The organism is Enterobacter sp. CP102 (assembly GCF_025152625.1).
Lineage (GTDB): Bacteria > Pseudomonadota > Gammaproteobacteria > Enterobacterales > Enterobacteriaceae > Enterobacter > Enterobacter soli.
The window spans coordinates 1,993,217-2,018,170 of the sequence record NZ_CP104014.1 but is presented as its reverse complement, the minus strand read 5'-3'; the positions used below and the strand labels follow the sequence as shown (position 1 = coordinate 2,018,170).

The following is a 24,954-nucleotide window of genomic DNA, read 5'->3' as shown; positions in this document are numbered from 1 at the left end:
TTTCCCCTTCTTATATTGCTCCTGCGCAAAGTATTTGTTCATGACGTTGTTAAACTAAGCAGACTCACACCTCTTTAATAAACTATTATTTTTTTGTTAACAAAAACGTATGAACACGATTGAACGTTACATAAAGAACCGCTATATCGCTTTCTTCTTTGGCTGCATTATTGTCATTGCGATATTACAGGGTTCATTTTTAAAACTGGTCGAGTTAGTCCCGTCATTTTCACCCTTATTATTCCCGACGCTCACCATATTTTTACTCGTGTTTCATCTGTTTATTGCTTGTTTTATGTCCATGAAATACTGGTGCGATCGCAGACGCTTGTATTTGGTCGCCATCGCCTCCGCCTTCACCGGGTCGATGCTGCTGATGACCGGGACGCTGTCGAGCTTCCCTGCCTGGCTTGATCTCTACCAGTTCGACATCGTTAACTATAACGATGCGATGATTTTCTTCACGTTTCGCCATCTCCTGATGGCGGTGTTGATTATCTTTGCTGCGCTACTGTATATGGTCCGGGATTACCCTTTATCTCGACTGACTCATATCAGTATTATTATCGCTATATTTATATTCACCGCATGTATGGTTGTGCTGGCATGGCTTTTTTCCGGCCATTCATCAGTACTGACGATTGATTTAGTGGATAATGAAACCCGGCAATTTATGGTTCTCTGGAGCCATTTAATCAATATATTGCTTATCATTTTGTGGCTGGTGGCATTAGTGACACTGATCGCTATTACGCGTTTGCGCAACCTGTTCTGGGTCGGCGGTACTTTTTTAAGTGTCTGTTATATCGTGACGCTGGGGATGCTGTTCTTCGGTGGGCACGCTGAAGACATCGCCTGGTATCGCGCCCGTTTATTTGAAACTGCAGCGACCTTACTCATCATTCTGGTTCTGCTTTATGATGTATTTAATCTCTATCGTGATTCACATTTAAAGTACCAGCAGTCTTATCAAAACTCGATTCGCGATCCGCTGACCCGTCTCTACAACCGCAGCTATTTTTATGACGCGTTAAACCAGTCCCTTGCGACGGCGAAAGCGACTCGCCCTGTTTCTGTTATCGTCAGTGACCTCGATCGCTTCAAGCGCATCAACGACTGCTATGGCCACTTACAGGGCGACAAGGTATTGCAGTTTGTCGCCAATTTGCTGATGGATTCCGTGCGCCCTCAGGATATTGCCGCACGTATTGGTGGCGAAGAGTTCGTCCTGATGCTGGCCAATACCGATTCCGATGCCGCGCGCCAGGTTGCAGAGCGTATTCGCCTCAACTTAAGCAGTTTTGATAAAAGCAGCAGTAACGGACAGCTTCCTGAGCCTATTACCATCAGCATGGGGGTATTTACCGCGACATCGTCACAGATAACCGCTGAAGAGTGCGTGGAAAGCGCGGATAAAGCGATGTATGAGGCTAAAGAGACGGGACGTAACCGCGTGGTGGTCTTCCAGTAAAAAAAAGCCTTGCTGATGCAAGGCTTTTTTATGTTATCAGTCGCGGGACTGCAACTCACTGATGTTCTGCTCAAGACGAGCAATGAGACTAATGAGCATCTCAAGTTCCGCAGGTGATATCCCGGACAGGATCTCCCCTCGCGTTTTGCTGATCACAGCTTCCATCTCATCAATGATTGGCGCTGCTTTTTCAGTGAGTTTAATCCGCTTGGCGCGACGGTCACTGGCGCAGGTCTGCCGTGAGATCAGCCCTTTTTCCTCCAGCTGATCGAGCGTTCGTACCAACGACGGCTGCTCAATACCAATCGCTTTGGCCAGTTGAATTTGCGACTGTTCGGGTGGCAGCTGATGAATGTTATGCAGCGTGACCCAATGCGTCTGTGTCAATTCCAGAGGTTTCAGGCGATGGTCAATCAGAGCACGCCAGACGCGTACCAACCTTGCCAGATCAGAACCTAATGGCGATTCCAATTTCATCTCCTTATAATTAGCTTGCTAAGTTATTATACTGATTTTAGAATAGTGTGCAGCATTTATATTGCCAAAACAAATGCAATACTGCATTCAGCGATGTTGAAAGTATGATTTACACTGAATACTGACGCCTCATCGTGTAATGACCGGCCACTGTGGCCACCCTTTCAACTGCAAAGGATCTCTGCTCGTGAAGTTTTCTTACAGCTCCGCGGGGTTACCCCTCCAGGACTTGATTGTCGGTGCATCAGTCTATTTTCCTCCTCTTTTTAAAGCCGTTTTTGTCGGCTTTTTAATCTGGCTTGTTGCACACCGCCTGCTGCGTGACTGGATGTATTCCGGTGAAATCTGGCATCCGATGCTGATGGATCTCTCCCTGTTTGCCCTTTCCGTATGTCTTGGCCTTGCCGTGTTGATTGTGTGGTGAATATGTCCCTGAAAACGCTAAAATACTTTTCCACTCTTTTGGTCCTGGCCCTGGCACTGGTTGCCGGCTGGTGGATGTGGACTTACTACATGCAGTCCCCGTGGACGCGCGATGGTAAAATCCGCGCCGAACAGGTCAATATTACTCCGCAGGTCTCCGGCAGCATCACCACTCTTCTGGTTAAAGATAACCAGTTTGTTAAAAAAGGCGATGTGCTGTTCCGTATTGACGAGACGCCCTTCCATATCGCTATTCTGAATGCGCAGGCGCAGCTTGCCAAAGCGCAGTCTGACCTGGCGAAAGCCAACAACGAAGCCAATCGTCGCCGCCATTTATCGCAAAATTATATCTCTGCTGAAGATTTAGACACCGCCAACATTAATGTGAAAGCCATGCAGGCAAGCGTCGATGTCGCCGAAGCGACGCTCAAACAGGCCCAGTGGCAGCTGACGCAAACGGTGGTGACCTCTCCGGTTGATGGATGGGTGACGAACCTCTCCACGCGCGTGGGGAATTACGCCACCACGGGGCAGCCGGTGTTTGCGCTGGTAGACAGCCACTCATTCTATGTTGTCGGTTATTTTGAAGAGACGAAACTGCGCCATATTCAGGAAGGTGCACCGGCGCGGATAACATTGTACAGCGGCTCACAAACGTTACAGGGTCACGTATCGAGCATTGGCCGGGCCATTTATGATCAAAGCGTCGAGACAGATTCCGGCCTGGTCCCGGACATCAAACCGAACGTGCCCTGGGTGCGTCTTGCCCAGCGCGTTCCGGTTCGCGTGGAGTTTGACAGCCTGCCGAAAGACATCACGCTGGTTTCAGGCACAACCTGTACCGTCTCTGTCGGAACACGTTAATGAACCTCTCCGCTTTCTCCTGGCGTAACACCCCCTGGATAAAAGCAACCCGCCCGCAGTGGCGTTATGCACTGCGTAACGGCATTGCCATGTGTCTTGCGCTCATGGTGGCCTACTATCTGAATCTGGACGAACCCTACTGGGCGATGACTTCTGCGGCGGTGGTGAGCTTCCCCACCGTTGGCGGTGTTATCAGTAAAAGTCTGGGACGTGTGGCGGGTAGCCTGCTCGGTGCTACTGCCGCGTTGATCATCGCCGGCCATACCCTTAACGATCCCTGGCTGTTTTTACTGAGCATGGCAACGTGGCTAGGCTTTTGTACCTGGGCCTGCGCGCATTTTACCAATAACGTGGCCTACGCATTTCAGCTGGCAGGCTATACCGCCGCCATTATTGCCTTCCCGGTGATTAACGTCCTGGACACTACCGAACTGTGGGATATCGCCCAGGCGCGCGTGTGTGAAGTCATTATCGGTATTCTGTGCGGCGGAGTTATGATGATGATCCTGCCCAGCACATCGGACGGCACTGCGCTGATCACCGCGTTAAAAACCATGCACGCCCGTTTGCTGGAACACGCAAGTCTTCTCTGGCAGCCCGACACCAACGACGAAATTCGCCTTGCGCACGAAAAAGTCATCGGCCAGATCCTGACCATGAATTTACTGCGTATTCAGGCGTTCTGGAGCCACTATCGTTTCCGCAGGCAGAACGCGTTGCTTAACTATCTGCTGCATCAGCAACTGCGTATGACCAGCGCCATTTCCAGCCTGCGCCGGATGTTGCTTAACTGGCCCAATCCGCCGGAAAACACCCGTGAAATCATTGAAGCGCTGCTGGCTGAGCTTGCGCGACCCACGGCAGATTTCTATAGCGTGGCGCGCATTATTGCGCCGCTGGCGCCGGTAGATGAATATGACTATCGCCACCGCGCGTTCTGGCAACGGCTGCGCTATTTTTGTCGGCTTTACCTGCTGAGCAGCCGCTGGATCCGCGCGGTAGAAAATGCCACGCCCATTACGGAGTTCTCTGTCCCGCAAAGCCCTGCACTGGCACGGCATACCGATAATATGGAGGCGCTGTGGAGCGGTTTTCGTACGTTCTGCGCGCTGACTTTGGTAGGCACATGGGGCATCGCAACCCAGTGGGACAGCACCTCCGCCGCGTTAACCCTCGCCGCCATTAGCAGCGTGCTTTACTCGGTTTCCCCCTCACCGTTTAACTCCCTGACGCTCTTGCTGCGTACGCTGATACTGCTGTCACTGTTCAGTTTTGTGGTAATGTTTGGCCTGATGGTGCAAATCACGGATCTCTGGCAGTTCCTGCTGTTTCTTTTCCCCCTGCTCACCACCATGCAGCTGCTGAAGCTACAAATGCCAAAACTCGCCGGGCTCTGGGGGCAGCTTATCGTCTTTATGGGATCGTTTATCGCGGTCACCAACCCACCTGTTTATGATTTCGCCAACTTCCTCAATGACAACCTGGCAAAAATCCTTGGTGTGGCGTTAACATGGCTGGCGTTTGCAGTGCTCCGCCCGGGCTCTGATGCGCGCAAAAGTCGGCGTCATATTCGTGAGCTTCGCCGGGGATTTGTCGATCAGCTCAGCCGTAAGCCCCATCTGCGTGAAAGCGAGTATGAATCCCTTGTGTATCATCACGTGAGTCAGCTGAATAACAGTCAGGATGTTCTCGCGCGTCGCTGGCTGCTGCGCTGGGGCGTGGTATTGCTTAACTGTTCGCATGTGGTGTGGCAGCTGCGTGCCTGGGAAACCCGTTCTGACCCTCTGGCGCAGGTTCGGGATATCTGTATCGCGTTACTGCGCGATGTGATGAGTGAACGTGGTGTTCAGCAACGTCCGCTGGAAGCTACACTCGTTGAGCTTCAGCGTATTTGCGACACCCTCGCGCGCCACCATCTTCCGGCCGCGCGCGATTTGGCCTCAATAATCTGGCGGCTGCACTGTTCGCTGTCGCAGCTGGAACAGGCCCCGCCACCGGGCACCATTGGCGATCACATCACGCCACAGGCATAACGTGCGCCGCCACCGCCCAGAGGTTTAGGCTTGTCGGACATGTTATCTCCGCCCACGTGGATCATCAGCGCCCGGCCTTTGATTTCATCCAGTTTTTTCAGCCGCGGCGCAATGACCGGCGTCGTGGCTTTGCCGTCTTTATCTACCACCAGCACGGGCAGATCGCCCAGATGCCCCATGCCGTTCGGCCCTTCGTGCTTACCGTAATGTTCAGGATCAAGGTGGCCACCTGCGGCTTCTGCCGCCGAGGCTTTCCCCTCTTTCAGGGCAGGCTGGCAGCTACCGTTGGTATGAACATGAAAACCATGCTCGCCGGGTGGAAGTGAGTTGAGATGAGGAGCAAACTCCAGCCCTTTGTCGGTTTCAGTGATTTTTACTGTTCCGACAGACTGGCCTACGCCAAGTGGGGAAACGAGGTTCATTTCTACTTCGTCACTGGCAGCCTGCGCCCCTGCGCATACTGCCAGTGTCACGAGTGCCAGAGCAAAACGCTTCATGTGACCTCCAGAGTTTCTTTTTGCCCCTTAAGTCTATACCAGAGGCAGCATTTTCACCTGGAGGCCACGTTATAGCGGATTACGGGACGTCGTAACCCAGCGCCGCTTTACGGATGCGGAACCACTGCTGGCGGGTCATTTCCAGCGCTTCAGCGGCAATCGCCGCGCGCACACGTTCAATTTTACCGGAACCGATAATCGGCAGCGGTTTTGACGGCAGACGCATGATCCACGCATACACTACCTGTTCAATGCTTTCCGCATTCAGCTCCTGTGCGATGGTGCTCAGTTCATCACGCAATGGCTGGAAGGCATCATCATTAAACAGACGCCCGCCGCCCAGGCACGACCACGCCATCGGGCGGATGCGCAGTTGTTGCAGCTGATCGAGCGTACCGTCCAGCAGCAGCGGCTGGTGAACAGGTGAAATCTCGACCTGGTTAGTAGCCAGCGTAAATGGCAGGCGCGACTGAAGTAAAGCGAACTGTGCAGGGGTAAAGTTCGATACCCCGAAATGACGGACTTTGCCGCTCTGGTGCAGATTCAGGAAAGCCTCCGCCACTTCATCAGCATCCATCAGCGGATCCGGGCGATGGATCAGCAGCAAATCGATATGGTCAGTTGCCAGATTAACCAGTGATTGCTCTGCGCTTTTTACGATGTGGTCGCGGTCGGTAATGTAGTGGCCAAGCGCGTGCTCTGGTTTAGCCGTGGTGGCGATGCCGCATTTCGTGACGATCTCCATACGCGAGCGAAGCGCCGGAGCCAGCTTAAGTGCCTCACCAAACGCGGCTTCACACAGGTAGCCACCATAGATATCGGCATGATCGACGGTGGTGATCCCTAAATCGAGATGCTCTTCAATGAAGCTCGCGAGCTGAACAGGGGACATATTCCAGTCCATCAGCCGCCAGTAACCCATCACAAAACGGGAAAACTCCGGGCCCTGGGGTGCAAGGGTAATACGCTGAACCATAACAATTTCCTCAAGGAAGTGATGTCATGAGTATACGCAATTACGCTGCTAAAAAAGTGAAGGTTGCTGAGGTTCTTCGGTTTCGCCCGCTTTGTTTGCGCGTATTTTGCGCAGCAGACGCTGTCGACACAGGCGCAGGACGTCCTGTTTTTGCGTGTCGCTAAAATTTTGCCAGTTAAAACGCTCGTCACGGGTGCGCATACACCCACGGCAATATCCGCGCTCATCTGACTGACAAATTCCCCGGCACGGGCTCTGGATGGGGAAAAACTCCAGTTGCTCTGCCACACACACCTCCAGAAACCGATTATCACCTACAGTGAAGACGTTAAATGCCGCTCATGCAAGGGCTTTACCACAGAAATATGGCATTAAGGTTTCACTAATCTTCTCTCCCTATACTCGCCGCATCACTATAAAGAATGGTTTGTTAATGATGTGGTTGATTAAAAAGTTACAATGTAACGACATTAAATTTACTCTGGGTTGTGCCCTCTTTTTTACCGTGCTGAATGCCCTGTTCATCCAGCGCAGCTGGGCCATCATAGCCCCTGCACAACTGCATGATATGCTTTTCGCGGCGTCCGTTCCGCTGGTGCTGTTTTGCGGCTGGGTCATTGTTTTTAGCATTCTCAATATTCCCTTTATCCGTAAGCCGCTGCTTATCCTGTTGACCATGGGATGTGCTGCAGCCACCTATTTTATGTATACCTACGGCGCGGTTATCGATCAGAACATGATTGTTAACGTGTTCGAAACCAACTCCCAGGAAGCGACCGCTCTGGTAACACCGCAGATGATCATCTGGATTGTCATTGCCGGTCTTATTCCATCCGTGGTGTTAGCCCTGACGCGTATACGCACCGGTAAATGGTGGTACGCGCTGCTGACGCGTATTGCCGCGATGCTCGGCGCGCTGCTGGTGATCATTCTGGTCGCCTCCGTGTTCTATAAAGATTACGCATCGCTGTTCCGTAACAACAAAAGCATCGTCAAGATGGTGACCCCTGCCAACTACGTCAGCGCCATCATGAAATACAGCAAAACCCGCTGGTTTGCAGGCGATCAGACGCTGGTGCGTATTGGTGAAGATGCCCAAAAAGGCCCGGTGATTGCCGGGCAGCAGAAAAAAACAGTGCTGGTATTGTTGGTCGGTGAAGCGTCCCGTGCGGCGAACTACTCTCTTAACGGTTATGACCGTGAAACCAACCCTGAGCTGAAAAAGCAAGACATCATCAACTTCCCTCAGGCGTCCTCCTGCGGGACAGAAACCGCGGTCTCCGTTCCTTGCATGTTTTCTGGCATGACGCGTAAGAAATATGATGCTGACCTCGCCCGCCACCAGGAAGGGTTGCTCGACGTGCTGGGACATGCAGGTATCAACCTGTTGTGGCGCGATAACGATGGCGGCTGTAAAGGCGCTTGCGACCGTATCCCGCATACGGACATGACTCAGTGGAAACTAGACCAGTTCTGCAAAGACAAATCCTGTATTGATGACGTCAATTTCTATCGTCTGGATAACGTGCTGGACGGCCTGAAGCAGGACACGGTTCTGGTCATTCACCTGATGGGCAGTCACGGCCCGGCGTACTATCGCCGTTACCCGGATAACTTCCGCAAGTTCACGCCAACCTGCGATACCAACGAAATTCAGGATTGCGATCATCAGGCGCTGATTAACACCTATGACAACACTATCCTTTATACCGACAGCATAGTGAGCAGGACTATCGATACCCTGAAAGCTCGCCAGGGAAGCATGAACACGGCATTGATTTACCTGTCGGATCACGGTGAATCACTGGGCGAAAGCGGTATCTACCTGCACGGCACGCCGTACATGCTGGCGCCTGAACAACAAACACATATTCCGTTTATGTTCTGGCTCTCTCCCGACTACGCGAAAAACTATGGCGTTAACGGGCAATGCCTGCGCGACCATGCAGCAAAAGATGCGGTTTCACAGGACAATTTATTCTCAACGGTACTGGGGATGATGAACGTGAAATCAAAGGTTTATCAGCAACAGCTGGATATCCTGAACGCATGTCGTCAATAAACCCGCTTGCAATAGACCGATTGGTCTATTAGAGTGCCGACATGAGCAGAAATACTGAACACGATACGCGCGAACACTTACTGGCTACAGGCGAGCGTCTTTGTATGCATCGCGGGTTTACCGGTATGGGGCTTAGCGAACTGTTAAAAACCGCTGAGGTGCCGAAAGGGTCGTTCTACCACTACTTTCGCTCTAAAGAAGCCTTTGGCGTGGCGATGCTTGAACGGCACTATGCCAGTTACCATCAGCGCCTGGCCACCCACTTTGCCAGTGGCGAAGGTAACTTCCGGGATCGTGTTCTTAACTACTATCAGGAAACGCTGACCCAGTTCTGTCAGCAGGGCATTATCAGCGGATGCCTGACGGTAAAACTCTCTGCAGAGGTGTGCGATCTTTCCGAAGATATGCGTGCCGCAATGGACAAAGGTGCCAGTGGCGTTATCGCCCTGCTGGCCCAGGCGCTTGAGAAAGGCCGCAATGAAAAAACGCTGGCCTTCCCCGGTGAGCCACTTACCCAGGCGCAGGTGCTCTATGCGCTCTGGTTAGGTGCAAACCTGCAAGCCAAAATTTCTCGCAGTGCTGTGCCGCTGGAAAGCGCACTGGCACATGTGAAAAGCAGTATTACAACGCCTGGCGTTTAGCAGGCGTTTTTATTTACCCAATTACTAGTCGACTGGTCTACTCAGGAGTCTCTATGTCAGCTGAAAAATTATTTACCCCACTGAAAGTGGGTGCCGTTACCGCGCCAAACCGCGTGTTCATGGCCCCTCTCACCCGTCTTCGCAGCATTGAACCGGGTGACATCCCAACCCCATTGATGGGTGAATATTACCGTCAGCGCGCAAGCTCAGGGCTTATCATCTCTGAAGCTACGCAGATTTCTGCCCAGGCAAAAGGTTATGCTGGCGCACCTGGCCTGCACAGCCCGGAGCAAATCGCAGCCTGGAAAAAAATCACCGCCGGTGTTCACGCTGAAGATGGCCGCATCGCCGTACAGCTGTGGCACACCGGTCGTATCTCTCACAGCAGCATCCAGCCTGGCGGCCAGGCTCCGGTTTCCGCCTCTGCGCTGAGTGCAAACACCCGTACTTCATTGCGCGATGAAAACGGCCATGCCATCCGCGTCGATACCTCTATGCCGCGTGCGCTGGAGCTGGACGAGATCCCGGGTATCGTGAACGATTTCCGCCAGGCCGTTGCGAATGCGCGTGACGCCGGCTTCGATCTGGTTGAGCTGCACTCTGCTCACGGCTACCTGCTGCACCAGTTCCTGTCGCCGTCTTCTAACCATCGTACTGACCAATACGGCGGCAGCGTTGAAAACCGCGCGCGTCTGGTTCTGGAAGTGGTTGATGCCGTCTGCAAAGAGTGGAGCGCCGACCGTATCGGTATCCGTGTTTCCCCGATTGGTTCGTTCCAGAACGTTGATAACGGTGCGAATGAAGAAGCGGATGCCCTGTACCTGATTGAAGAGCTGGCAAAACGCGGCATTGCTTACCTGCATATGTCTGAACCAGACTGGGCGGGCGGTCAGCCATACACTGAAGCTTTCCGTCAGAAAGTGCGCGACCGTTTCCACGGCGTGATTATCGGTGCCGGTGCCTATACACCAGAGAAAGCAGAAGATCTGATCAGCAAAGGGCTGATCGATGCGGTGGCATTTGGTCGTGATTACATCGCTAACCCGGATCTGGTTGCCCGTCTGGAACGTAAAACGGCACTGAATCCACAGCGCCCGGAAAGCTTCTACGGCGGCGGCGCTGAAGGTTACACCGACTACCCTTCCCTGTAATTCCTCCTTGTGCATTGATAGCGGCGACATTTCGCCGCTATACTAAAACATCGTTTCTGTTCAAAAAGATAATCCAATCCATTGGTTAATGAGGAAATTATGCGCCTACTTCACACCATGCTGCGCGTTGGCGACCTGCAACGTTCTGTCGATTTCTACACTAACGTGCTGGGTATGACGCTGCTGCGCACCAGCGAAAACCCGGAATACAAATATTCACTGGCATTCGTAGGCTACGGCCCGGAATCAGATGAAGCAGTTATCGAGCTGACCTATAACTGGGGCGTAGACAGCTATGAGCTGGGCACGGCATATGGCCATATCGCGCTGGAAGTGGAAAATGCCGCTGAAGCCTGCGAACGCATCCGCAGCAACGGCGGCAACGTGACCCGTGAAGCTGGCCCGGTCAAAGGTGGCACCACGGTCATTGCTTTTGTTGAAGATCCAGATGGTTACAAAATCGAGCTGATTGAAGCCAAAGACGCTGGTCGCGGTCTGGGCAACTGATCCCGCAGGGCGCAATATGCGCCCGTAGTTTTACTGCATCCCCTCTTAAAATTTGCCATAATGCGCACTGCTTTTTCCCCATGTAAGAGACCCTGATGTCCGATAACGCTCAATTTACCGGTCTGTGCGACCGTTTTCGTGGTTTTTATCCCGTTGTCATTGATGTAGAAACAGCCGGATTTAACGCTAAAACCGATGCGCTGCTTGAAATTGCCGCCATCACGCTGAAGATGGATGAACAGGGCTGGATTTCACCGGACACCACGCTGCATTTCCACGTTGACCCGTTCGAGGGTGCCAACTTACAGCCAGAAGCGCTGGCCTTTAACGGCATTGACCCGCATAACCCCCTGCGTGGCGCTGTAAGCGAATACGATGCACTGCACGCCATTTTCAAAATGGTGCGCAAAGGCATGAAGGACAATGATTGCAGCCGCGCGATCATGGTGGCGCATAACGCAACCTTCGATCACAGTTTTATGATGGCGGCTGCCGAACGTGCATCGCTCAAACGCAACCCTTTCCATCCGTTTGTTACCTTCGACACCGCAGCCCTGAGCGGCCTGGCGCTGGGACAAACGGTATTATCCAAAGCCTGCATCACGGCAGGAATTGCGTTTGACGGGACTCAGGCGCATTCCGCGTTATATGACACCGAACGCACGGCCGAACTGTTCTGCGAAATTGTGAACCGCTGGAAACGTCTTGGCGGCTGGCCGCTACCGATGGGCGATGAGGCAGATATTCAATCGTAGGTCGGGTAAGCGCAGCGCCTCCCGACAAAAAAAAGCGACCTCGACGGGTCGCTTTTTTATTTTCGCAGATAACTTACTCTGCGTCTGGTTCTTCAGTTTTGTACTTAGCAGCGGTTTCTTTGATCAGCTGTTGCAGTTCGCCACGCTGATACATTTCGATCAGGATGTCGCAACCGCCAACCAGCTCACCATCAACCCACAGCTGCGGGAAGGTCGGCCAGTTTGCGTATTTTGGCAGCTCAGCGCGAATGTCCGGGTTTTGCAGGATATCAACGTAAGCAAAGCGCTCGCCACAGGCAGACAGCGCCTGAACTGCTTGTGCGGAGAAACCGCAGCTTGGCAGCTTCGGAGAACCTTTCATGTACAGGAGAATTGGGTTTTCAGCAATCTGGTGCTGGATTTTTTCAATAGTGGTGCTCATGTCTTGCTTCCTTTAACTTCTGTTACGGCATTCGTCTGACATTGTAGCGGTTCAGAGCGGCATCGGAAAATAACATTTTTTTCACGTCTATATATTTTAAACGTTACCGGCATAAGTTGCATTCCAAATGTAGCTTAACCCTGCTGCGGGTAAGGTTTTGCTTAAGGAGTAAACAATAGTGCTACAGATTGATGAATTTTTTTGCACTTGCTAACGAAACATAATTTTAGATTGAAAAATGCTATTAACTTATCGGGTTTTTATAGATTAGAATCGACGGGTTTTGAAAATCACACGCAGGTATGATTGATGACCTGCATTTACCAGGGGACTGGCCAGTGGCGCGGATAAATAAAATCTCGATCACGCTCTGTGCTTTATTGTTTACGACACTCTCTTTCACGCCAGTGGCTAACGCCTCCCAGCAGGCGCGGCATTCTGCTGTACAAAAAACGCACCTGGCGAAAGTCACAGAACGTAAGAAAAAAACCAGCAGTAAGAACGAAAAGAAAAAAACCACCGCACAGACAAAACGTACTGCCTCCAGCAAAGCCAAAATCACTCACACAACCTCATCCAGCTCGCGCAAAGCCCAGCAAACTGCCGCTAATCTCGTTACCGAAAAATGCACGACCCGCAAAGGTCACAAAGTGAAGTGCGTTAAAGGAATGAAGGTTGCGGAAGTGCATAAAGTACGCGTCCAGAAAGCGCAAAAAACCGCGATGAACAAGCTGATGGGGCAAATTGGCAAACCTTATCGCTGGGGCGGAACCTCACCCCGTACCGGTTTCGATTGCAGCGGTCTGGTGTATTACGCTTACAAAGATCTGGTGAAATTCCGTATTCCGCGTACCGCAAACGAAATGTATCACCTGCGCGATGCTTCACCGGTCGATCGTGGTGAGCTGGAAAACGGCGATCTGGTGTTCTTCCGCACTCAGGGGCGCGGCACGGCTGACCACGTGGGTGTTTACGTGGGTAACGGGAAATTCATCCAGTCCCCCCGTAGCGGCCAGGACATTCAAATCACTTCTCTGAGCGAAGATTACTGGGTACGCCACTACGTTGGCGCACGCCGAGTGATGACCCCGAAAACCATTCGTTAATCCCTGCCCTGCCGCGTCTGCGGCGGGGTAAGTTCCTCTTTTGCATACCCTTTCAATTTGCTACTCTATCCTTGTTGTCCGTATGGTTATTGGCAACATAAAAAATAATAAGGAGAGAAGCAATGTCGTTCGAATTACCTGCATTACCGTATGCAAAAGACGCCCTGGCTCCACACATTTCCGTGGAAACCCTGGAATATCACTACGGCAAACATCATCAGACGTATGTCACCAACCTGAACAATCTGATCAAAGGCACTGACTTTGAAGGCAAAACGCTGGAAGAGATCGTGCGTAGCTCTGAAGGTGGCGTGTTTAACAACGCCGCTCAGGTCTGGAACCACACGTTTTACTGGCACTGCCTGGCACCGAATGCAGGCGGAGAACCAACCGGTGAACTGGCCGCCGCCATCAATGCTGCGTTCGGCAGCTTTGCTGATTTCAAAGCAAAATTCACTGACGCAGCGATTAAAAACTTTGGCTCCGGCTGGACCTGGCTTGTGAAAGAAGCCGATGGCAAACTGGCTATCGTATCAACATCCAACGCGGGTACACCGCTGACCACCAGCGCAACTCCGCTGATGACCGTCGATGTGTGGGAACATGCTTACTACATCGATTACCGTAACGCGCGTCCGAACTACCTGGAGCATTTCTGGGCGCTAGTTAACTGGGAATTTGTTGCGAAGAACCTCGCAGCGTAAGAGACACGCAGAAGGGTTCGCCCTTCTGCGTTTTTTGATTATTCAGCAGCGCAGGCCGTTTCTGGCTGTTTACGACCCGACATCAATACCAGCAGTAACCCCAGAGCGGCAATAATCGCTCCCATCACCGGCACAAAGCTGTACCCCAGGCCACCCGAAATCACTGCACCGCCAGCCGCTGCACCCAACGCATTACCCAGGTTAAACGCACCAATATTCACGGATGAAGAGAGTCCAGGTGCCTCATGAGCCACACGCATGACACGCATCTGCAACGGTGGAACCACGGCAAAGGTTGCTGCACCCCATACCACCATCGCAATGGCCGCGCCAAACTCGTTACGCGCCAGCCACGGAATGGCCACCATGATGACAATCAGCAGCGTTAAGAAGCCTTTCAGCGTGCCGCTCACGGAACGATCTGCCAGCTTGCCGCCCAGATAGTTACCAATAGAGAACCCTACGCCAATCAGCACCAGCATCGCGGTAATAAAGACCGGCGTGGCATGAGTAATATCGTGCAGCACGGGCGAAATATAGGTATAGAGCGTAAACATCGCCCCTGCCCCCAGTACCGTGGTCAGAAGCGCAGACAACACCTGAGGACGCACCAGCACGGACAGCTCTTTGCGTACATCCGGGCGTTCACCAGCGCTGCCTTTTGGCAACGAGAAGAACAGTGCGACCATCGCAATCACACCCAGTGCAGCGGTTGCCAGGAACGACATACGCCAGCCGATGGCTTCACCCAGCCACGTGGCCGCAGGGACACCGCCGATATTGGCGATGGTCAGGCCCATGAACATGGTTGCCACGGCGCTGGCCTGCTTATGTTTAGGCACCACGCTTGCGGCAACCACCGAACCCAGTCCGAAGAAAGCACCGTGGTTAAGGCTGGTCAGGATACGTGACAGCATCAGCGTGGTGTAATCCGGTGAAAGCGCAGAAAGCACATTCCCCAGCGTAAAAATGGCCATCAGGAAAATCAGCGCATTACGGCGCGCACGGTGTGAAAGCAGCAGCGTCATTAACGGTGCCCCTACCATCACACCAATTGCGTAGGCGCTAATCAACATACCGGCCGCAGGGATAGAGACGTCCACACCCCGGGCGATAACAGGCAATAACCCCATCGGGGAAAATTCGGTGGTGCCAATCCCAAAAGCGCCAATCGCCAGGGCCAGCAGTGGAAAATTGATTTTCATGAGTCAACTCCGGATGCCGTGTCGTACCGCGACACAGAACAAAGAAGTCAAAAGCATGACACCAATCACAAAAAATGAGAAGTTAACAATTTGGCAAAAGATTTTTGCCGGAGAAGTAACAATCGGGGAAAATCCGGAGGGAGAGCGTTCTCCCCCCGTTTGAATCAGTGCAATACAGCCGTCAGACCCGCGGCAACAATCAGAGCCAGCACGATAACGGTGGTCGTCAGCGAAAACTTAAGATCGGTACTCATCAATTTTTCTCCTTTTAATCACCTTACGAAAAGTGAGCTTGCTCATTTTTACACAGTTTACGTCAAAAATCTTCCTGGATTTAAACTGATATCCACTTTTGCTCTTCCCCTTTTCATCAAGATAGGACAAAATTCCACGCTAAATTTATTAGCGTACCGGCCATTGACCCCCTCCTGACGTCCTGTGTCGTTTTCCCGGCGTGTCGCAATTCCAGATTGCGTGATAAGGGTGAGAGAAGGCAAACGTTTACCTTCAAGTTTTTCAGGAGCTTAGGATATGGTCTGGAGTGACATTTAATGGCAACAATTAAAGACGTGGCAAAACGCGCAAACGTTTCCACTACAACCGTATCACATGTAATTAACAAAACCCGTTTTGTAGCGGAAGAGACGCGTAATGCCGTCTGGGCGGCGATCAAAGAACTGCACTATTCGCCAAGTGCGGTCGCGCGTAGTCTGAAAGTTAATCACACCAAATCCATTGGTTTGCTGGCCACCAGCAGTGAAGCTGCGTATTTCGCAGAGATCATCGAAGCGGTCGAGAAAAACTGCTTCCAGAAAGGCTATACCCTGATCCTGGGTAACGCGTGGAACAACCTTGAGAAACAGCGCGCGTACCTGTCGATGATGGCGCAAAAACGCGTGGATGGCCTGCTGGTCATGTGTTCTGAATACCCGGAATCTGTGCTCTCGATGCTGGAAGAGTATCGGCACATCCCGATGGTGGTGATGGACTGGGGTGAAGCGCGCGCCGATTTTACCGATTCCGTTATCGATAACGCCTTCGAAGGCGGCTACATGGCCGGTCGTTATCTGGTGGAACGCGGTCACCGCGAGATCGGCGTGATCCCGGGCCCGCTGGAGCGTAACACCGGTGCAGGCCGTCTGGCCGGGTTTATGAAAGCCATGGAAGAAGCGCTGATCACCGTACCGGAAAACTGGATTGTTCAGGGTGACTTTGAGCCTGAATCCGGTTATCGCGCGATGCAGCAGATTGTCTCCCAGCCGCATCGTCCGACTGCCGTCTTCTGCGGCGGCGATATTATGGCAATGGGTGCGCTTTGTGCTGCCGATGAGCTGGGTCTGCGCGTACCGCAGGATATTTCTGTGATCGGGTATGACAACGTGCGCAACGCGCGTTTCTTCACTCCGGCGCTGACCACCATTCACCAGCCGAAAGATTCTCTGGGTGAAACTGCCTTCAATATGCTGATGGACAGGATCGTTAACAAACGTGAAGAGTCACAGTCAATTGAAGTCCACCCGCGTCTTATTGAGCGTCGCTCCGTTGCGGATGGTCCTTTCCGCGACTACCGCCGTTAATCGTGTACGGAGCCAGTTAATCTGGCTCCCGTAACCACTCCCTGTTCAGCGTTTCACTGTCTCCCAGATAATCCAGCAGCCACGCCATCGCGGGCGATACATCGCTTTGCTGCCAGGTCAGACAACATGCCGCGTCCGGGAACGGGTTTTCCAGCTCAAGAGCAACCCACTCTCCGGCATCGATTCGTGGTCTGGCAAAATGGACCGGCACCATCGCCACACATAACCCGGCAGTGAGGCAGGTCGCGGACGACTCCCAGTCTGGCGCAATCACCCGCCGCTGGTTATCCAGCAGCCAGGTTACACGCTTGGGTAGCGAGCGTGACGTATCTTCCAGCACCAGCGAGGGCCAGTTACGCAAGGTATCGTCACTTAACGGTCCCGGCATTGCCGCCAGCGGGTGATCGCTTGCCACCACGCATTTCCAGCTTAACATTCCCATATCGCGAAATGCGTAACGTCCCCCTACGGGTATGGCCTGTGTTGCGCCGATCGCCATCTCTGCCCTGCCGTCTGCCAGTGCATCCCAGACACCGTTAAAGACTTCCTGGGATACCCGCAGCTCGACATCGGAGAAGTGGCGATAAAAATCGACAATCATCTGCCGGGTACGTTCGGGTTTGACGATGTTATCCACTGCAATAGACAGATGCCCTCGCCAGCCGTTTGCAATCTGCTGACACTGTTCACGGGTGATCTGCATTTTTTTGATAACAGAACGCCCTTCTTTCAAAAACCACGCCCCGGCAGGCGTTAACTCCACGTCGCGATGGCGGCGTTCAAACAGCGGAACCGCCAGCCATTCCTCAAGCTGACGCACCGTGTAGCTGATGGCCGAGGGGACGCGGTGGAGTTCCTGCGCGGCTCCGCTGAAGCTGCCATTACGGGCGACAGCATCCACAACTTCAAGAGAATAATCTGACCACATTTTCTGCCTGCAAAAAATTTGAATGCACCCGCCAAATATTAGCGTTTCACAAGCTGCTTTGCACTCCCTACACTCTGCGCCAACGTACACCTGCCTCCTTAAGGAGAATAAAACAATGCAACCCAGGAAAGGTTTTTTAGTCTGGCTCGGCGGCTTAAGCGTGCTGGGCTTTTTAGCTACCGATATGTACTTACCCGCATTCGCCGCCATGCAGGAAGATTTGCAAACGCCTGCCGCAGCCATCAGCGCCAGCCTGAGTTTGTTCCTCGCCGGGTTTGCCTTTGCGCAGCTGCTGTGGGGACCGCTCTCTGATCGTTTTGGTCGTAAACCGGTGCTGTTACTGGGCCTGGCCATTTTTGCCGTGGGCTGCCTTGGGATGCTGTGGGTACGCGACGCGACCTGGCTACTGGTGCTGCGTTTTGTTCAGGCCGTCGGCGTTTGTGCCGCAGCGGTCACCTGGCAGGCGCTGGTGACGGATTACTATCCGGCCTCACGGACTAACCGGATTTTTGCCACCATTATGCCGCTGGTTGGCCTTTCCCCTGCGCTGGCTCCCTTGCTGGGCAGCTGGATCCTGGCGCACTTCGACTGGCAGGCGATTTTCGCCACCCTGTTTGCCATCACTCTGGTGCTGATGCTGCCCGCATTCGCCCTGAAACCCGCGCATAAAAAAGAGACGCACCCGGAAGCGAAGCCGATTACCTTTACCTCTTTGCTGCGCACCAAAGCGTACCGCGGCAACGTGCTTATCTACGCTGCCTGCTCCGCCAGCTTCTTCGCATGGCTGACCGGCTCCCCCTTTATTCTGCATGAGATGGGTTACAGCCCGGCCGCCATCGGCCTGAGCTATGTTCCACAGACCATCGCCTTCCTGGTAGGTGGTTACGGTTGCCGCGCGGCGCTGCAAAAATGGCAGGGTCAGCAGATGTTACCCTGGCTGCTGGTACTGTATGCGTTAAGCGTTGTGGGTACCTGGGCCGTCGGCTTTATTCCGGGCGCAGGTCTGGTAGAAATCCTGATCCCGTTCTGTGTGATGGCGATTGCTAACGGTGCCATTTATCCGATTGTAGTGGCGCAGGCTTTACGCCCATTCCCGCAGGCTACGGGCCGTGCGGCAGCCTTGCAGAACACACTGCAACTGGGGCTGTGCTTCCTGGCAAGCCTGGTAGTATCGGCACTGATTGCGACGCCGCTGCTTACCACCACCAGTGTGATGTTGGTGACCGTTGCCCTTGCTGGCATCGGCTATCACATGCAGTCATCGGCACACCGTGAGGAAAATACGGCAGGCCAGGCTGAAACATCTCACGCATAATCGCGCCAGCAATTATGTTACATTTCAGTGATTAGGTTGCTAAGAGTTTTCTGTTGAATCACCAAATTTTGAGGCCTATACTAAATTTGGTTCGATTAAATACGATAAATATTAAGTGTTAACGGGAGCCGGAGTGCTCCCGTTTTACCATGGAAGGCCTTTCGGCAAGGGCTATCTCCCTTCCTCTGTTCTACGTCGGATACTAGCCTCACGGGGCGTAATACCGTGAGATTTCTCACAAACCAAGAAAAGCGTCTACGCTGTTTGAAGGTTCTAATCACAGCAAGGTGATGGAGAAGCTATGAGTTCATCGTGTATAGAAGAAGTCCGCGTTCCGGACGACAACTGGTCCCGGATCGTCAGTGAATTATTGAGTCGTGCAGGCATCACTATTAACGGGTCTTCCCCATCCGACCCCCAGATCAAACATCCCGACTTTTTCAAACGTGTATTGCAGGAGGGATCGTTAGGGCTGGGTGAAAGCTATATGGATGGCTGGTGGGACTGCGAACGGCTGGATATCTTTTTCTCAAGCGTTTTACGTGCAGGGCTGGAAAGCCAGCTACCCCGCAATGTGAAAGATACCCTGCGTGTCGCGTCTGCCCGCTTGTTCAACCTGCAAAGCAAAAAACGGGCATGGATCGTGGGTAAAGAGCATTACGATCTGGGTAATGACCTCTTTAGCCGGATGCTTGACCCTTACATGCAATACTCATGCGCCTACTGGAAAGAGGCCACCACGCTTGAGGATGCACAGCAGGCAAAATTGCGTCTGATCTGCGAGAAATTGCAGTTACAGCCGGGGATGCGCGTGCTGGATATCGGCTGCGGCTGGGGTGGTCTTGCGTACTATATGGCGAAAAACTACGGTGTCAGCGTGGTGGGTGTGACCATCTCTGCGGAACAGCAGAAAATGGCGCAGGAGCGCTGTCACGACCTCGACGTCAATATTCTGCTCCAGGATTACCGTGAGCTGAACGATCAGTTCGACCGCATTGTCTCTGTCGGGATGTTCGAACACGTTGGGCCGAAAAACTACAACACCTATTTTTCGGTGGCAGACCGTAACCTGAAACCGGATGGCATCTTCCTGCTACACACCATAGGTTCGAAAAAGACCGACCATAGCGTTGATCCCTGGATCAACAAATACATCTTTCCGAATGGCTGTTTACCGTCGGTTCGCCAGATTGCGAACGCCTGCGAACCCCACTTTATTGTGGAAGACTGGCATAACTTCGGCGCAGATTACGACACCACGTTGATGGCATGGCAGTCGCGTTTTCTCAGTGCCTGGCCGGAGATTGCTGACAACTATTCCGAACGATTCAAACGGATGTTCACGTATTACCTTAACGCCTGTGCAGGCGCATTCAGGGCGCGTGATATACAGCTATGGCAGGTGGTCTTCAGCCGTGGTGTTGAACACGGTTTGCGGGTCGCCCGCTAAAAAAATAACCCCGGATAGCCGGGGTTATTTTTTTATTCTTCTTCAGATTTTATTATTGCGGCTTCTTTTGCCGCCAGCACGCGCTCGACGGTATCCACAACCGCCTGCGTTTGCGGATCTATTTCGATATTTACGCGATGCCCCAGTTTTTTAGCACCCAGCGTAGTGCGCTGTAATGTTTCAGGAATTAAATGCACGCAAAAACGCGTTGGTGTCACTTCGCCAACCGTCAGGCTAATACCATCAATGCCAATAAATCCTTTATACAGGATGTATTTCATTAATGTCGTATCCTGCACTTTAAACCAGATTTGGCGGTTATTTTCAGAGGTCAGGATTTTCGCAACTTCAGCCGTCGTCATGATATGGCCAGACATCAGATGCCCACCGATCTCATCGTTGAACTTCGCCGCACGCTCTACGTTTACGGTATCGCCAACCACCAGCTCACCCAGATTGGTGATGCGCAGCGTTTCTTTCATTAAATCAAAGCTGATGTGATTGCCGTTAATTTCAGTGACCGTCAGGCAGCAGCCGTTATGCGCAACCGATGCCCCGGTTTCCAGGCCATCGAGCATATATTCCGGCAGCTCGACAACATGGGTGCGGAAATTGGGTTTTTCATCAATGGACACCAGTTTAGCCGTGCCCTGAACAATACCAGTAAACATGCTTACAACTCCTGTTTCTTCGGACGGTGCTGACACCGTTTAATCCCACCACAATAACAGTTGGAAAAACAGGTTGCCAGTGCAGCGCATTTTCTGGCGATTTTTTCACTAGATAATTAGTTAAAGCCCGCTACAATAGCTGCCATCCCCCTGCATTTTCTTCTTGCTGCCAGTAACGGCGGCTTTTTTAGTCTCTCAAATAACTACAATACAAAGGTGTTCACGTGCAGAAGTACATGAATGAAGCGCGTCAGTTGTTGGCACTGGCTATACCAGTGATCATCGCGCAGGTTGCCCAAACCGCAATGGGATTTGTGGATACGGTGATGGCAGGTGGCTATAGCGCCACCGATATGGCCGCCGTTGCAATCGGAACCTCTATCTGGCTGCCGGCCATTCTCTTTGGCCATGGCCTGTTGCTGGCCCTGACTCCGGTTATCGCCCAGCTGAACGGCTCCGGCCGCCGCGAGCGTATCGCGCACCAGGTGCGTCAGGGATTCTGGCTGGCGGGTGCGGTCTCCGTGCTGATTATGGTGGTGCTGTGGAACGCAGGTCATATCATCCGCTCCATGCATAACATCGACCCTGCCCTCGCGGATAAAGCCGTGGGTTATTTGCGCGCGTTACTGTGGGGCGCGCCGGGATATCTGTTCTTCCAGGTGGCGCGTAATCAGTGCGAAGGGCTGGCAAAAACCAAGCCTGGCATGGTGATGGGTTTCATCGGCCTGCTGGTGAATATTCCGGTGAACTACATCTTTATCTACGGGCACTTCGGGATGCCTGAACTGGGTGGTGTCGGTTGTGGTGTGGCGACGGCGGCGGTGTACTGGGTAATGTTCTTTAGCATGATGACCTATGTCAAACGCGCGCGCTCCATGCGCGATATCCGTAACGATGAATCTTTCAGCAAGCCGGATATGGCTGTCGTGACCCGTCTTGTGCAGCTCGGGCTGCCTATTGCGCTGGCGCTGTTCTTTGAAGTGACGCTGTTCGCAGTGGTTGCACTGCTGGTCTCTCCGCTGGGCATTATTAACGTAGCCGGGCACCAGATAGCGCTGAACTTTAGTTCGCTGATGTTCGTGATGCCGTTGTCACTGGCAGCTGCGGTTACCATCCGCGTCGGCTTCCGTCTGGGGCAAGGTTCAACCATTGATGCACAAACGGCAGCGCGTACCGGGTTAGGCGTGGGGGTCTGTATGGCGATGTGTACCGCGCTGTTTACCGTCGCACTGCGTGAGCAGATTGCCCTGCTCTATAACGACAACCCGGAAGTGGTTCTCCTGGCGTCGCACCTGATGCTGCTGGCAGCGGTGTACCAGATTTCAGATTCGATTCAGGTTATCGGCAGCGGGATCCTGCGTGGGTATAAAGACACGCGCTCCATCTTCTTTATCACCTTTACGGCGTATTGGGTTCTGGGGCTGCCTGCTGGCTATATACTGGCGCTGACCGACCTGGTGGTTGACCGTATGGGGCCAGCCGGATTCTGGATGGGCTTTATCATCGGCTTAACATCAGCTGCTATCCTGATGATGCTGCGTATGCGCTTCCTGCAACGTCAGCCTTCGGCCGTGATTTTGCAGCGCGCTGCACGTTAAATACACAGTAGCCGCTGGCGGGCGGCTACTTTCTCTTCATTTTGCGCGGGAATAAAGCAATCGCGTGAAATCTGAGAGAAAATTGCATTTTCCCTCTTGCCTCATCCGGACAGTGCCGCTAATATTCGTCCCCGTTGTCGCCGACAACACGTTGCGTTCATAGCTCAGTTGGTTAGAGCACCACCTTGACATGGTGGGGGTCGTTGGTTCGAGTCCAATTGAACGCACCATTCTGCGTCCGTAGCTCAGTTGGTTAGAGCACCACCTTGACATGGTGGGGGTCGGTGGTTCGAGTCCACTCGGACGCACCATTTCAGTCCTGAAATGGTGCAAAATTCCTTCTTATTTTTTCTTAAGACAAATTCTGTACTTGCATAAAGCTTCCATCTGGCTTCTCTGCAGCATACATTTATGCTTATACGACGGAATGCTGCCCTACAATAACATTCGTTATCCATCCCCGAGCAGGGGTACCCGGCGTACCATCTTCAGTAACGAATACATCATCGCAGTATTTATTGTTATCAATAGCTTTTTTTGCTTCATAGAGTTTATCGTCAACTCTGATAGTTGCGAATGACTGGAATATTATTTTCCAATGGCCATCCTCTAATATTGCACTCAAGGTTAATTGTTCTCGAGAAAAATTCTTATTGTTCTGCGCATCAACAATAAATTGCTCTATTGCACTTCGGTGAATAATAAAAAGAACAACACCTCTTTCATCAACAATAGGCAACCTATTTTTATCTTTTTTGATTAGGATACCATTAAGAATATCCGTTAATAAATTAACATGATCGATTGTTCCTTCGTGAATAACTAATTTTTCCGTACCTGGCCCCGCCATGTTGATCATTACATCTCTGGCATCTATTCCACTTAATTTCTGCTCACTGGTTAACTTGTTGATTAACTCATGTGTTTGCTTCGCAGCTGATTCTATATTTACCCTGGAATAGTAAAAGGCCAGGACCGTACCGATCCATGTAGCCAAAAGAGGTAGTATGATGCTTAAAATATCTTTAACATAATCAAATCTGTCTTTACCACCAGTGACAGCAACAATTAATGATATAGCCACCAGTACCGCGATCATCAATAGCACTCTTTTAATAATCACAAAACTTAATTTATTGCGTGTTTCAGCGTCAGCTCTATCATTATCATTTAGCGGCTCGGTCATCAAATCGTCTCCTCATATCAGAAACCATGTGCTAACGTTTTTCAAGATAACCTGCAAAAACATACCCATCGGCCATGCCATCGCCTTCAATATCAACCAGCGCCCACTGCCCTTCTATTTTTATAACGCTTAGTAACGTTCCTTTTTGCACAATCCCGGCAACATCAAACTCAACACCCGGTCCTCTGCGAACTCTCAGCCCATTTCTTGCGATGACCTTAAACTGTGATTTCTCAGTGATTGTGTTAGAGAGCTGAAATTGCTGCTGAACGTGTGGAAGTCTAAATGTACCGATGCCACGGCCATCAGGGTTTGAATGATTATAGTCGACACCAATCCCACAAATATTTCCCGACGGATACTGCTGGTTTAAGTTAAAGGCACCACTTTTCTGAGCTGCTTTGGTTCCCTGAAATCCGGAGGACATAGCCAGCCAAACCAAACTTATCAAATCAGCTTTTTTCAAAGTTTCGGCAGTAAAACCTGAACCATAGACCCCGATATCATATTCAATACTTTCACTCTTCTCTTTAAGAAACGCATCTCTAATACCCTCAAAAAAAGGAACAATAGCTGTCGTAATTTCTTTTTTCGTGGCATCAAAATCCACAGAGAAGTAAATCCCGGATCCTACAGGTTGATTAATATCATCACGGGCATATCGGTAGGCTCTTCTTCCTGCAGAAAACCCTTTTTGATAGTTAAAATCCCCTGCTTCATTTTGTTTTTGCTGAAATACCACACCAATATCAATTCCCTTCTGGCTAAGCATTTCAGCCTCGGGCAGCGTCAACCTCTTTTCAGGAAATGAAATCGAATTGCTAAAATTATAATAACGAATAACTGTTGAAACACCTTCCCTAAGCAAACAAGAGACGATGTTTTTTGTATTATATGGCGTATCAATTATACTCATAATCACCTCCTCAATTTTTT

At 51.8% G+C, this 24,954-nt stretch carries 26 protein-coding genes and 2 tRNA genes; 17 read left to right on the top strand and 11 right to left on the bottom strand.

Annotated features, from left to right (window positions below):
* Positions 1-109 precede the first annotated feature (109 nt).
* The gene (locus tag N1249_RS09500; protein WP_259837128.1) at positions 110-1,471 is read left to right on the top strand and encodes a GGDEF domain-containing protein; all 1,362 of its coding nucleotides are present in this window, start codon (positions 110-112) and stop codon (positions 1,469-1,471) included.
* Between the two features lie 36 nt (positions 1,472-1,507).
* On the opposite strand, the gene slyA is transcribed toward N1249_RS09500, so the two are convergent.
* Positions 1,508-1,948: a transcriptional regulator SlyA gene (slyA, locus tag N1249_RS09495; RefSeq protein WP_041162049.1), complete on the bottom strand. Its 441-nt coding sequence runs from the start codon at positions 1,946-1,948 to the stop codon at positions 1,508-1,510.
* Between the two features lie 139 nt (positions 1,949-2,087).
* Between slyA and N1249_RS09490 the strand changes: the two genes are divergently transcribed.
* From N1249_RS09490 to N1249_RS09480, 3 genes are read left to right on the top strand one after another with little or no spacing between them, the layout of a single operon-like run.
* A complete protein-coding gene (locus N1249_RS09490; protein WP_395677902.1) occupies positions 2,088-2,372 on the top strand; it encodes a DUF1656 domain-containing protein in 285 nt (94 codons plus the stop codon).
* 2 nt (positions 2,373-2,374) lie between these two features.
* Positions 2,375-3,235: an HlyD family secretion protein gene (locus tag N1249_RS09485; protein ID WP_259837119.1), complete on the top strand. Its 861-nt coding sequence runs from the start codon at positions 2,375-2,377 to the stop codon at positions 3,233-3,235.
* Positions 3,235-5,268: an FUSC family protein gene (locus tag N1249_RS09480; protein WP_259837117.1), complete on the top strand. Its 2,034-nt coding sequence runs from the start codon at positions 3,235-3,237 to the stop codon at positions 5,266-5,268. Before N1249_RS09485 ends, N1249_RS09480 begins: the two co-directional genes overlap by 1 nt.
* On the opposite strand, the gene sodC is transcribed toward N1249_RS09480, so the two are convergent.
* From sodC to N1249_RS09465, 3 genes are all read right to left on the bottom strand, one after another.
* Positions 5,247-5,765 (bottom strand): superoxide dismutase [Cu-Zn] SodC, encoded by a 519-nt coding sequence (gene sodC / locus N1249_RS09475; protein WP_014069971.1) that lies wholly within the window; start codon positions 5,763-5,765, stop codon positions 5,247-5,249. The two genes, N1249_RS09480 and sodC, sit on opposite strands and share 22 nt — an antisense overlap.
* Before the next feature lie 79 nt (positions 5,766-5,844).
* Positions 5,845-6,741: an aldo/keto reductase family oxidoreductase gene (locus N1249_RS09470; protein WP_259837114.1), complete on the bottom strand. Its 897-nt coding sequence runs from the start codon at positions 6,739-6,741 to the stop codon at positions 5,845-5,847.
* Positions 6,742-6,789: 48 nt separating this feature from the next.
* Positions 6,790-7,029, bottom strand: a complete 240-nt coding sequence (locus N1249_RS09465) for a DUF1289 domain-containing protein (protein ID WP_259837112.1) — start codon at positions 7,027-7,029, stop codon at positions 6,790-6,792.
* 148 nt (positions 7,030-7,177) lie between these two features.
* Between N1249_RS09465 and eptA the strand changes: the two genes are divergently transcribed.
* The 5 genes from eptA (at position 7,178) to rnt (ending at position 11,857) form a co-directional block, all read left to right on the top strand.
* Positions 7,178-8,803, top strand: a complete 1,626-nt coding sequence (gene eptA / locus N1249_RS09460; protein ID WP_259838064.1) for a phosphoethanolamine transferase EptA — start codon at positions 7,178-7,180, stop codon at positions 8,801-8,803.
* A gap of 41 nt (positions 8,804-8,844) precedes the next feature.
* A complete protein-coding gene (locus N1249_RS09455) occupies positions 8,845-9,444 on the top strand; it encodes a TetR/AcrR family transcriptional regulator (RefSeq protein WP_259837111.1) in 600 nt (199 codons plus the stop codon).
* Positions 9,445-9,497: 53 nt separating this feature from the next.
* On the top strand, positions 9,498-10,595 hold the full coding sequence (locus N1249_RS09450) for an alkene reductase (RefSeq protein ID WP_014069967.1): 1,098 nt from the start codon (positions 9,498-9,500) through the stop codon (positions 10,593-10,595).
* 99 nt (positions 10,596-10,694) lie between these two features.
* Positions 10,695-11,102 (top strand): lactoylglutathione lyase, encoded by a 408-nt coding sequence (gloA, locus tag N1249_RS09445; RefSeq protein WP_014069966.1) that lies wholly within the window; start codon positions 10,695-10,697, stop codon positions 11,100-11,102.
* 95 nt (positions 11,103-11,197) lie between these two features.
* Positions 11,198-11,857, top strand: a complete 660-nt coding sequence (gene rnt / locus N1249_RS09440; protein ID WP_014069965.1) for a ribonuclease T — start codon at positions 11,198-11,200, stop codon at positions 11,855-11,857.
* A gap of 73 nt (positions 11,858-11,930) precedes the next feature.
* On the opposite strand, the gene grxD is transcribed toward rnt, so the two are convergent.
* On the bottom strand, positions 11,931-12,278 hold the full coding sequence (gene grxD / locus N1249_RS09435) for a monothiol glutaredoxin 4 (RefSeq protein WP_014069964.1): 348 nt from the start codon (positions 12,276-12,278) through the stop codon (positions 11,931-11,933).
* 338 nt (positions 12,279-12,616) lie between these two features.
* Here grxD and N1249_RS09430 point away from each other — a divergent pair, with 338 nt between their 5' ends.
* Together N1249_RS09430 and sodB are read left to right on the top strand one after the other, a co-directional pair.
* A complete protein-coding gene (locus N1249_RS09430; RefSeq protein ID WP_259837100.1) occupies positions 12,617-13,384 on the top strand; it encodes a C40 family peptidase in 768 nt (255 codons plus the stop codon).
* A gap of 122 nt (positions 13,385-13,506) precedes the next feature.
* Entirely contained in the window at positions 13,507-14,088 is a 582-nt protein-coding gene (sodB, locus tag N1249_RS09425; RefSeq protein ID WP_014069962.1) for a superoxide dismutase [Fe], read from the top strand.
* A gap of 38 nt (positions 14,089-14,126) precedes the next feature.
* Here sodB and N1249_RS09420 read toward each other — a convergent pair whose 3' ends face one another.
* Together N1249_RS09420 and N1249_RS09415 are read right to left on the bottom strand one after the other, a co-directional pair.
* On the bottom strand, positions 14,127-15,293 hold the full coding sequence (locus N1249_RS09420) for an MFS transporter (protein WP_166716838.1): 1,167 nt from the start codon (positions 15,291-15,293) through the stop codon (positions 14,127-14,129).
* A gap of 164 nt (positions 15,294-15,457) precedes the next feature.
* Entirely contained in the window at positions 15,458-15,547 is a 90-nt protein-coding gene (locus N1249_RS09415; RefSeq protein WP_041162048.1) for a YnhF family membrane protein, read from the bottom strand.
* 297 nt (positions 15,548-15,844) lie between these two features.
* On the opposite strand from N1249_RS09415, the gene purR reads away from it, so the two are divergent.
* Positions 15,845-16,870, top strand: coding sequence for an HTH-type transcriptional repressor PurR (purR, locus tag N1249_RS09410; RefSeq protein ID WP_259837087.1), 1,026 nt, complete (start codon positions 15,845-15,847; stop codon positions 16,868-16,870).
* Positions 16,871-16,886: 16 nt separating this feature from the next.
* On the opposite strand, the gene punR is transcribed toward purR, so the two are convergent.
* Positions 16,887-17,798, bottom strand: coding sequence for a DNA-binding transcriptional activator PunR (gene punR / locus N1249_RS09405; RefSeq protein WP_259837080.1), 912 nt, complete (start codon positions 17,796-17,798; stop codon positions 16,887-16,889).
* 115 nt (positions 17,799-17,913) lie between these two features.
* On the opposite strand from punR, the gene punC reads away from it, so the two are divergent.
* Both punC and cfa read left to right on the top strand, forming a co-directional pair.
* Positions 17,914-19,113 carry a purine nucleoside transporter PunC gene (gene punC / locus N1249_RS09400; protein WP_259837078.1) on the top strand — a complete coding sequence of 400 codons (1,200 nt, stop codon included), beginning with the start codon at positions 17,914-17,916 and terminating at the stop codon, positions 19,111-19,113.
* A 301-nt stretch (positions 19,114-19,414) separates the two neighbouring features.
* The gene (gene cfa, locus N1249_RS09395; protein ID WP_259837077.1) at positions 19,415-20,563 is read left to right on the top strand and encodes a cyclopropane fatty acyl phospholipid synthase; all 1,149 of its coding nucleotides are present in this window, start codon (positions 19,415-19,417) and stop codon (positions 20,561-20,563) included.
* A gap of 32 nt (positions 20,564-20,595) precedes the next feature.
* On the opposite strand, the gene N1249_RS09390 is transcribed toward cfa, so the two are convergent.
* Positions 20,596-21,234 carry a riboflavin synthase gene (locus N1249_RS09390; RefSeq protein ID WP_014069956.1) on the bottom strand — a complete coding sequence of 213 codons (639 nt, stop codon included), beginning with the start codon at positions 21,232-21,234 and terminating at the stop codon, positions 20,596-20,598.
* 224 nt (positions 21,235-21,458) lie between these two features.
* Here N1249_RS09390 and mdtK point away from each other — a divergent pair, with 224 nt between their 5' ends.
* The 3 genes from mdtK to N1249_RS09375 all read left to right on the top strand — a co-directional run bounded on the left by mdtK (position 21,459) and on the right by N1249_RS09375 (position 23,143).
* Positions 21,459-22,832, top strand: a complete 1,374-nt coding sequence (gene mdtK / locus N1249_RS09385) for an MdtK family multidrug efflux MATE transporter (protein WP_259837075.1) — start codon at positions 21,459-21,461, stop codon at positions 22,830-22,832.
* Positions 22,833-22,985: 153 nt separating this feature from the next.
* A tRNA-Val gene (locus N1249_RS09380) sits at positions 22,986-23,062 on the top strand.
* 4 nt (positions 23,063-23,066) lie between these two features.
* A tRNA-Val gene (locus N1249_RS09375) sits at positions 23,067-23,143 on the top strand.
* 104 nt (positions 23,144-23,247) lie between these two features.
* On the opposite strand, the gene N1249_RS09370 is transcribed toward N1249_RS09375, so the two are convergent.
* Together N1249_RS09370 and N1249_RS09365 are read right to left on the bottom strand one after the other, a co-directional pair.
* Entirely contained in the window at positions 23,248-24,018 is a 771-nt protein-coding gene (locus N1249_RS09370; RefSeq protein ID WP_259837073.1) for a hypothetical protein, read from the bottom strand.
* A gap of 31 nt (positions 24,019-24,049) precedes the next feature.
* Positions 24,050-24,934: a glycoside hydrolase domain-containing protein gene (locus N1249_RS09365; protein WP_259837071.1), complete on the bottom strand. Its 885-nt coding sequence runs from the start codon at positions 24,932-24,934 to the stop codon at positions 24,050-24,052.
* Between the last annotated feature and the right edge of the window lie 20 nt (positions 24,935-24,954).

Coding starts and splice junctions, on each gene's coding strand:
- N1249_RS09365 (WP_259837071.1), bottom strand. CDS start 24,934: ATGAGTATAATTGATACGCCATATAATACAAAAAACATCGTCTCTTGT.
- N1249_RS09480 (WP_259837117.1), top strand. CDS start 3,235: ATGAACCTCTCCGCTTTCTCCTGGCGTAACACCCCCTGGATAAAAGCA.
- punC (WP_259837078.1), top strand. CDS start 17,914: ATGCAACCCAGGAAAGGTTTTTTAGTCTGGCTCGGCGGCTTAAGCGTG.
- punR (WP_259837080.1), bottom strand. CDS start 17,798: ATGTGGTCAGATTATTCTCTTGAAGTTGTGGATGCTGTCGCCCGTAAT.
- slyA (WP_041162049.1), bottom strand. CDS start 1,948: ATGAAATTGGAATCGCCATTAGGTTCTGATCTGGCAAGGTTGGTACGC.
- N1249_RS09390 (WP_014069956.1), bottom strand. CDS start 21,234: ATGTTTACTGGTATTGTTCAGGGCACGGCTAAACTGGTGTCCATTGAT.
- grxD (WP_014069964.1), bottom strand. CDS start 12,278: ATGAGCACCACTATTGAAAAAATCCAGCACCAGATTGCTGAAAACCCA.
- cfa (WP_259837077.1), top strand. CDS start 19,415: ATGAGTTCATCGTGTATAGAAGAAGTCCGCGTTCCGGACGACAACTGG.
- N1249_RS09455 (WP_259837111.1), top strand. CDS start 8,845: ATGAGCAGAAATACTGAACACGATACGCGCGAACACTTACTGGCTACA.
- purR (WP_259837087.1), top strand. CDS start 15,845: ATGGCAACAATTAAAGACGTGGCAAAACGCGCAAACGTTTCCACTACA.
- N1249_RS09485 (WP_259837119.1), top strand. CDS start 2,375: ATGTCCCTGAAAACGCTAAAATACTTTTCCACTCTTTTGGTCCTGGCC.
- N1249_RS09370 (WP_259837073.1), bottom strand. CDS start 24,018: ATGACCGAGCCGCTAAATGATAATGATAGAGCTGACGCTGAAACACGC.
- N1249_RS09415 (WP_041162048.1), bottom strand. CDS start 15,547: ATGAGTACCGATCTTAAGTTTTCGCTGACGACCACCGTTATCGTGCTG.
- N1249_RS09420 (WP_166716838.1), bottom strand. CDS start 15,293: ATGAAAATCAATTTTCCACTGCTGGCCCTGGCGATTGGCGCTTTTGGG.
- gloA (WP_014069966.1), top strand. CDS start 10,695: ATGCGCCTACTTCACACCATGCTGCGCGTTGGCGACCTGCAACGTTCT.
- rnt (WP_014069965.1), top strand. CDS start 11,198: ATGTCCGATAACGCTCAATTTACCGGTCTGTGCGACCGTTTTCGTGGT.
- sodC (WP_014069971.1), bottom strand. CDS start 5,765: ATGAAGCGTTTTGCTCTGGCACTCGTGACACTGGCAGTATGCGCAGGG.
- N1249_RS09490 (WP_395677902.1), top strand. CDS start 2,088: ATGACCGGCCACTGTGGCCACCCTTTCAACTGCAAAGGATCTCTGCTC.
- eptA (WP_259838064.1), top strand. CDS start 7,178: ATGTGGTTGATTAAAAAGTTACAATGTAACGACATTAAATTTACTCTG.
- N1249_RS09450 (WP_014069967.1), top strand. CDS start 9,498: ATGTCAGCTGAAAAATTATTTACCCCACTGAAAGTGGGTGCCGTTACC.
- sodB (WP_014069962.1), top strand. CDS start 13,507: ATGTCGTTCGAATTACCTGCATTACCGTATGCAAAAGACGCCCTGGCT.
- N1249_RS09470 (WP_259837114.1), bottom strand. CDS start 6,741: ATGGTTCAGCGTATTACCCTTGCACCCCAGGGCCCGGAGTTTTCCCGT.
- N1249_RS09500 (WP_259837128.1), top strand. CDS start 110: ATGAACACGATTGAACGTTACATAAAGAACCGCTATATCGCTTTCTTC.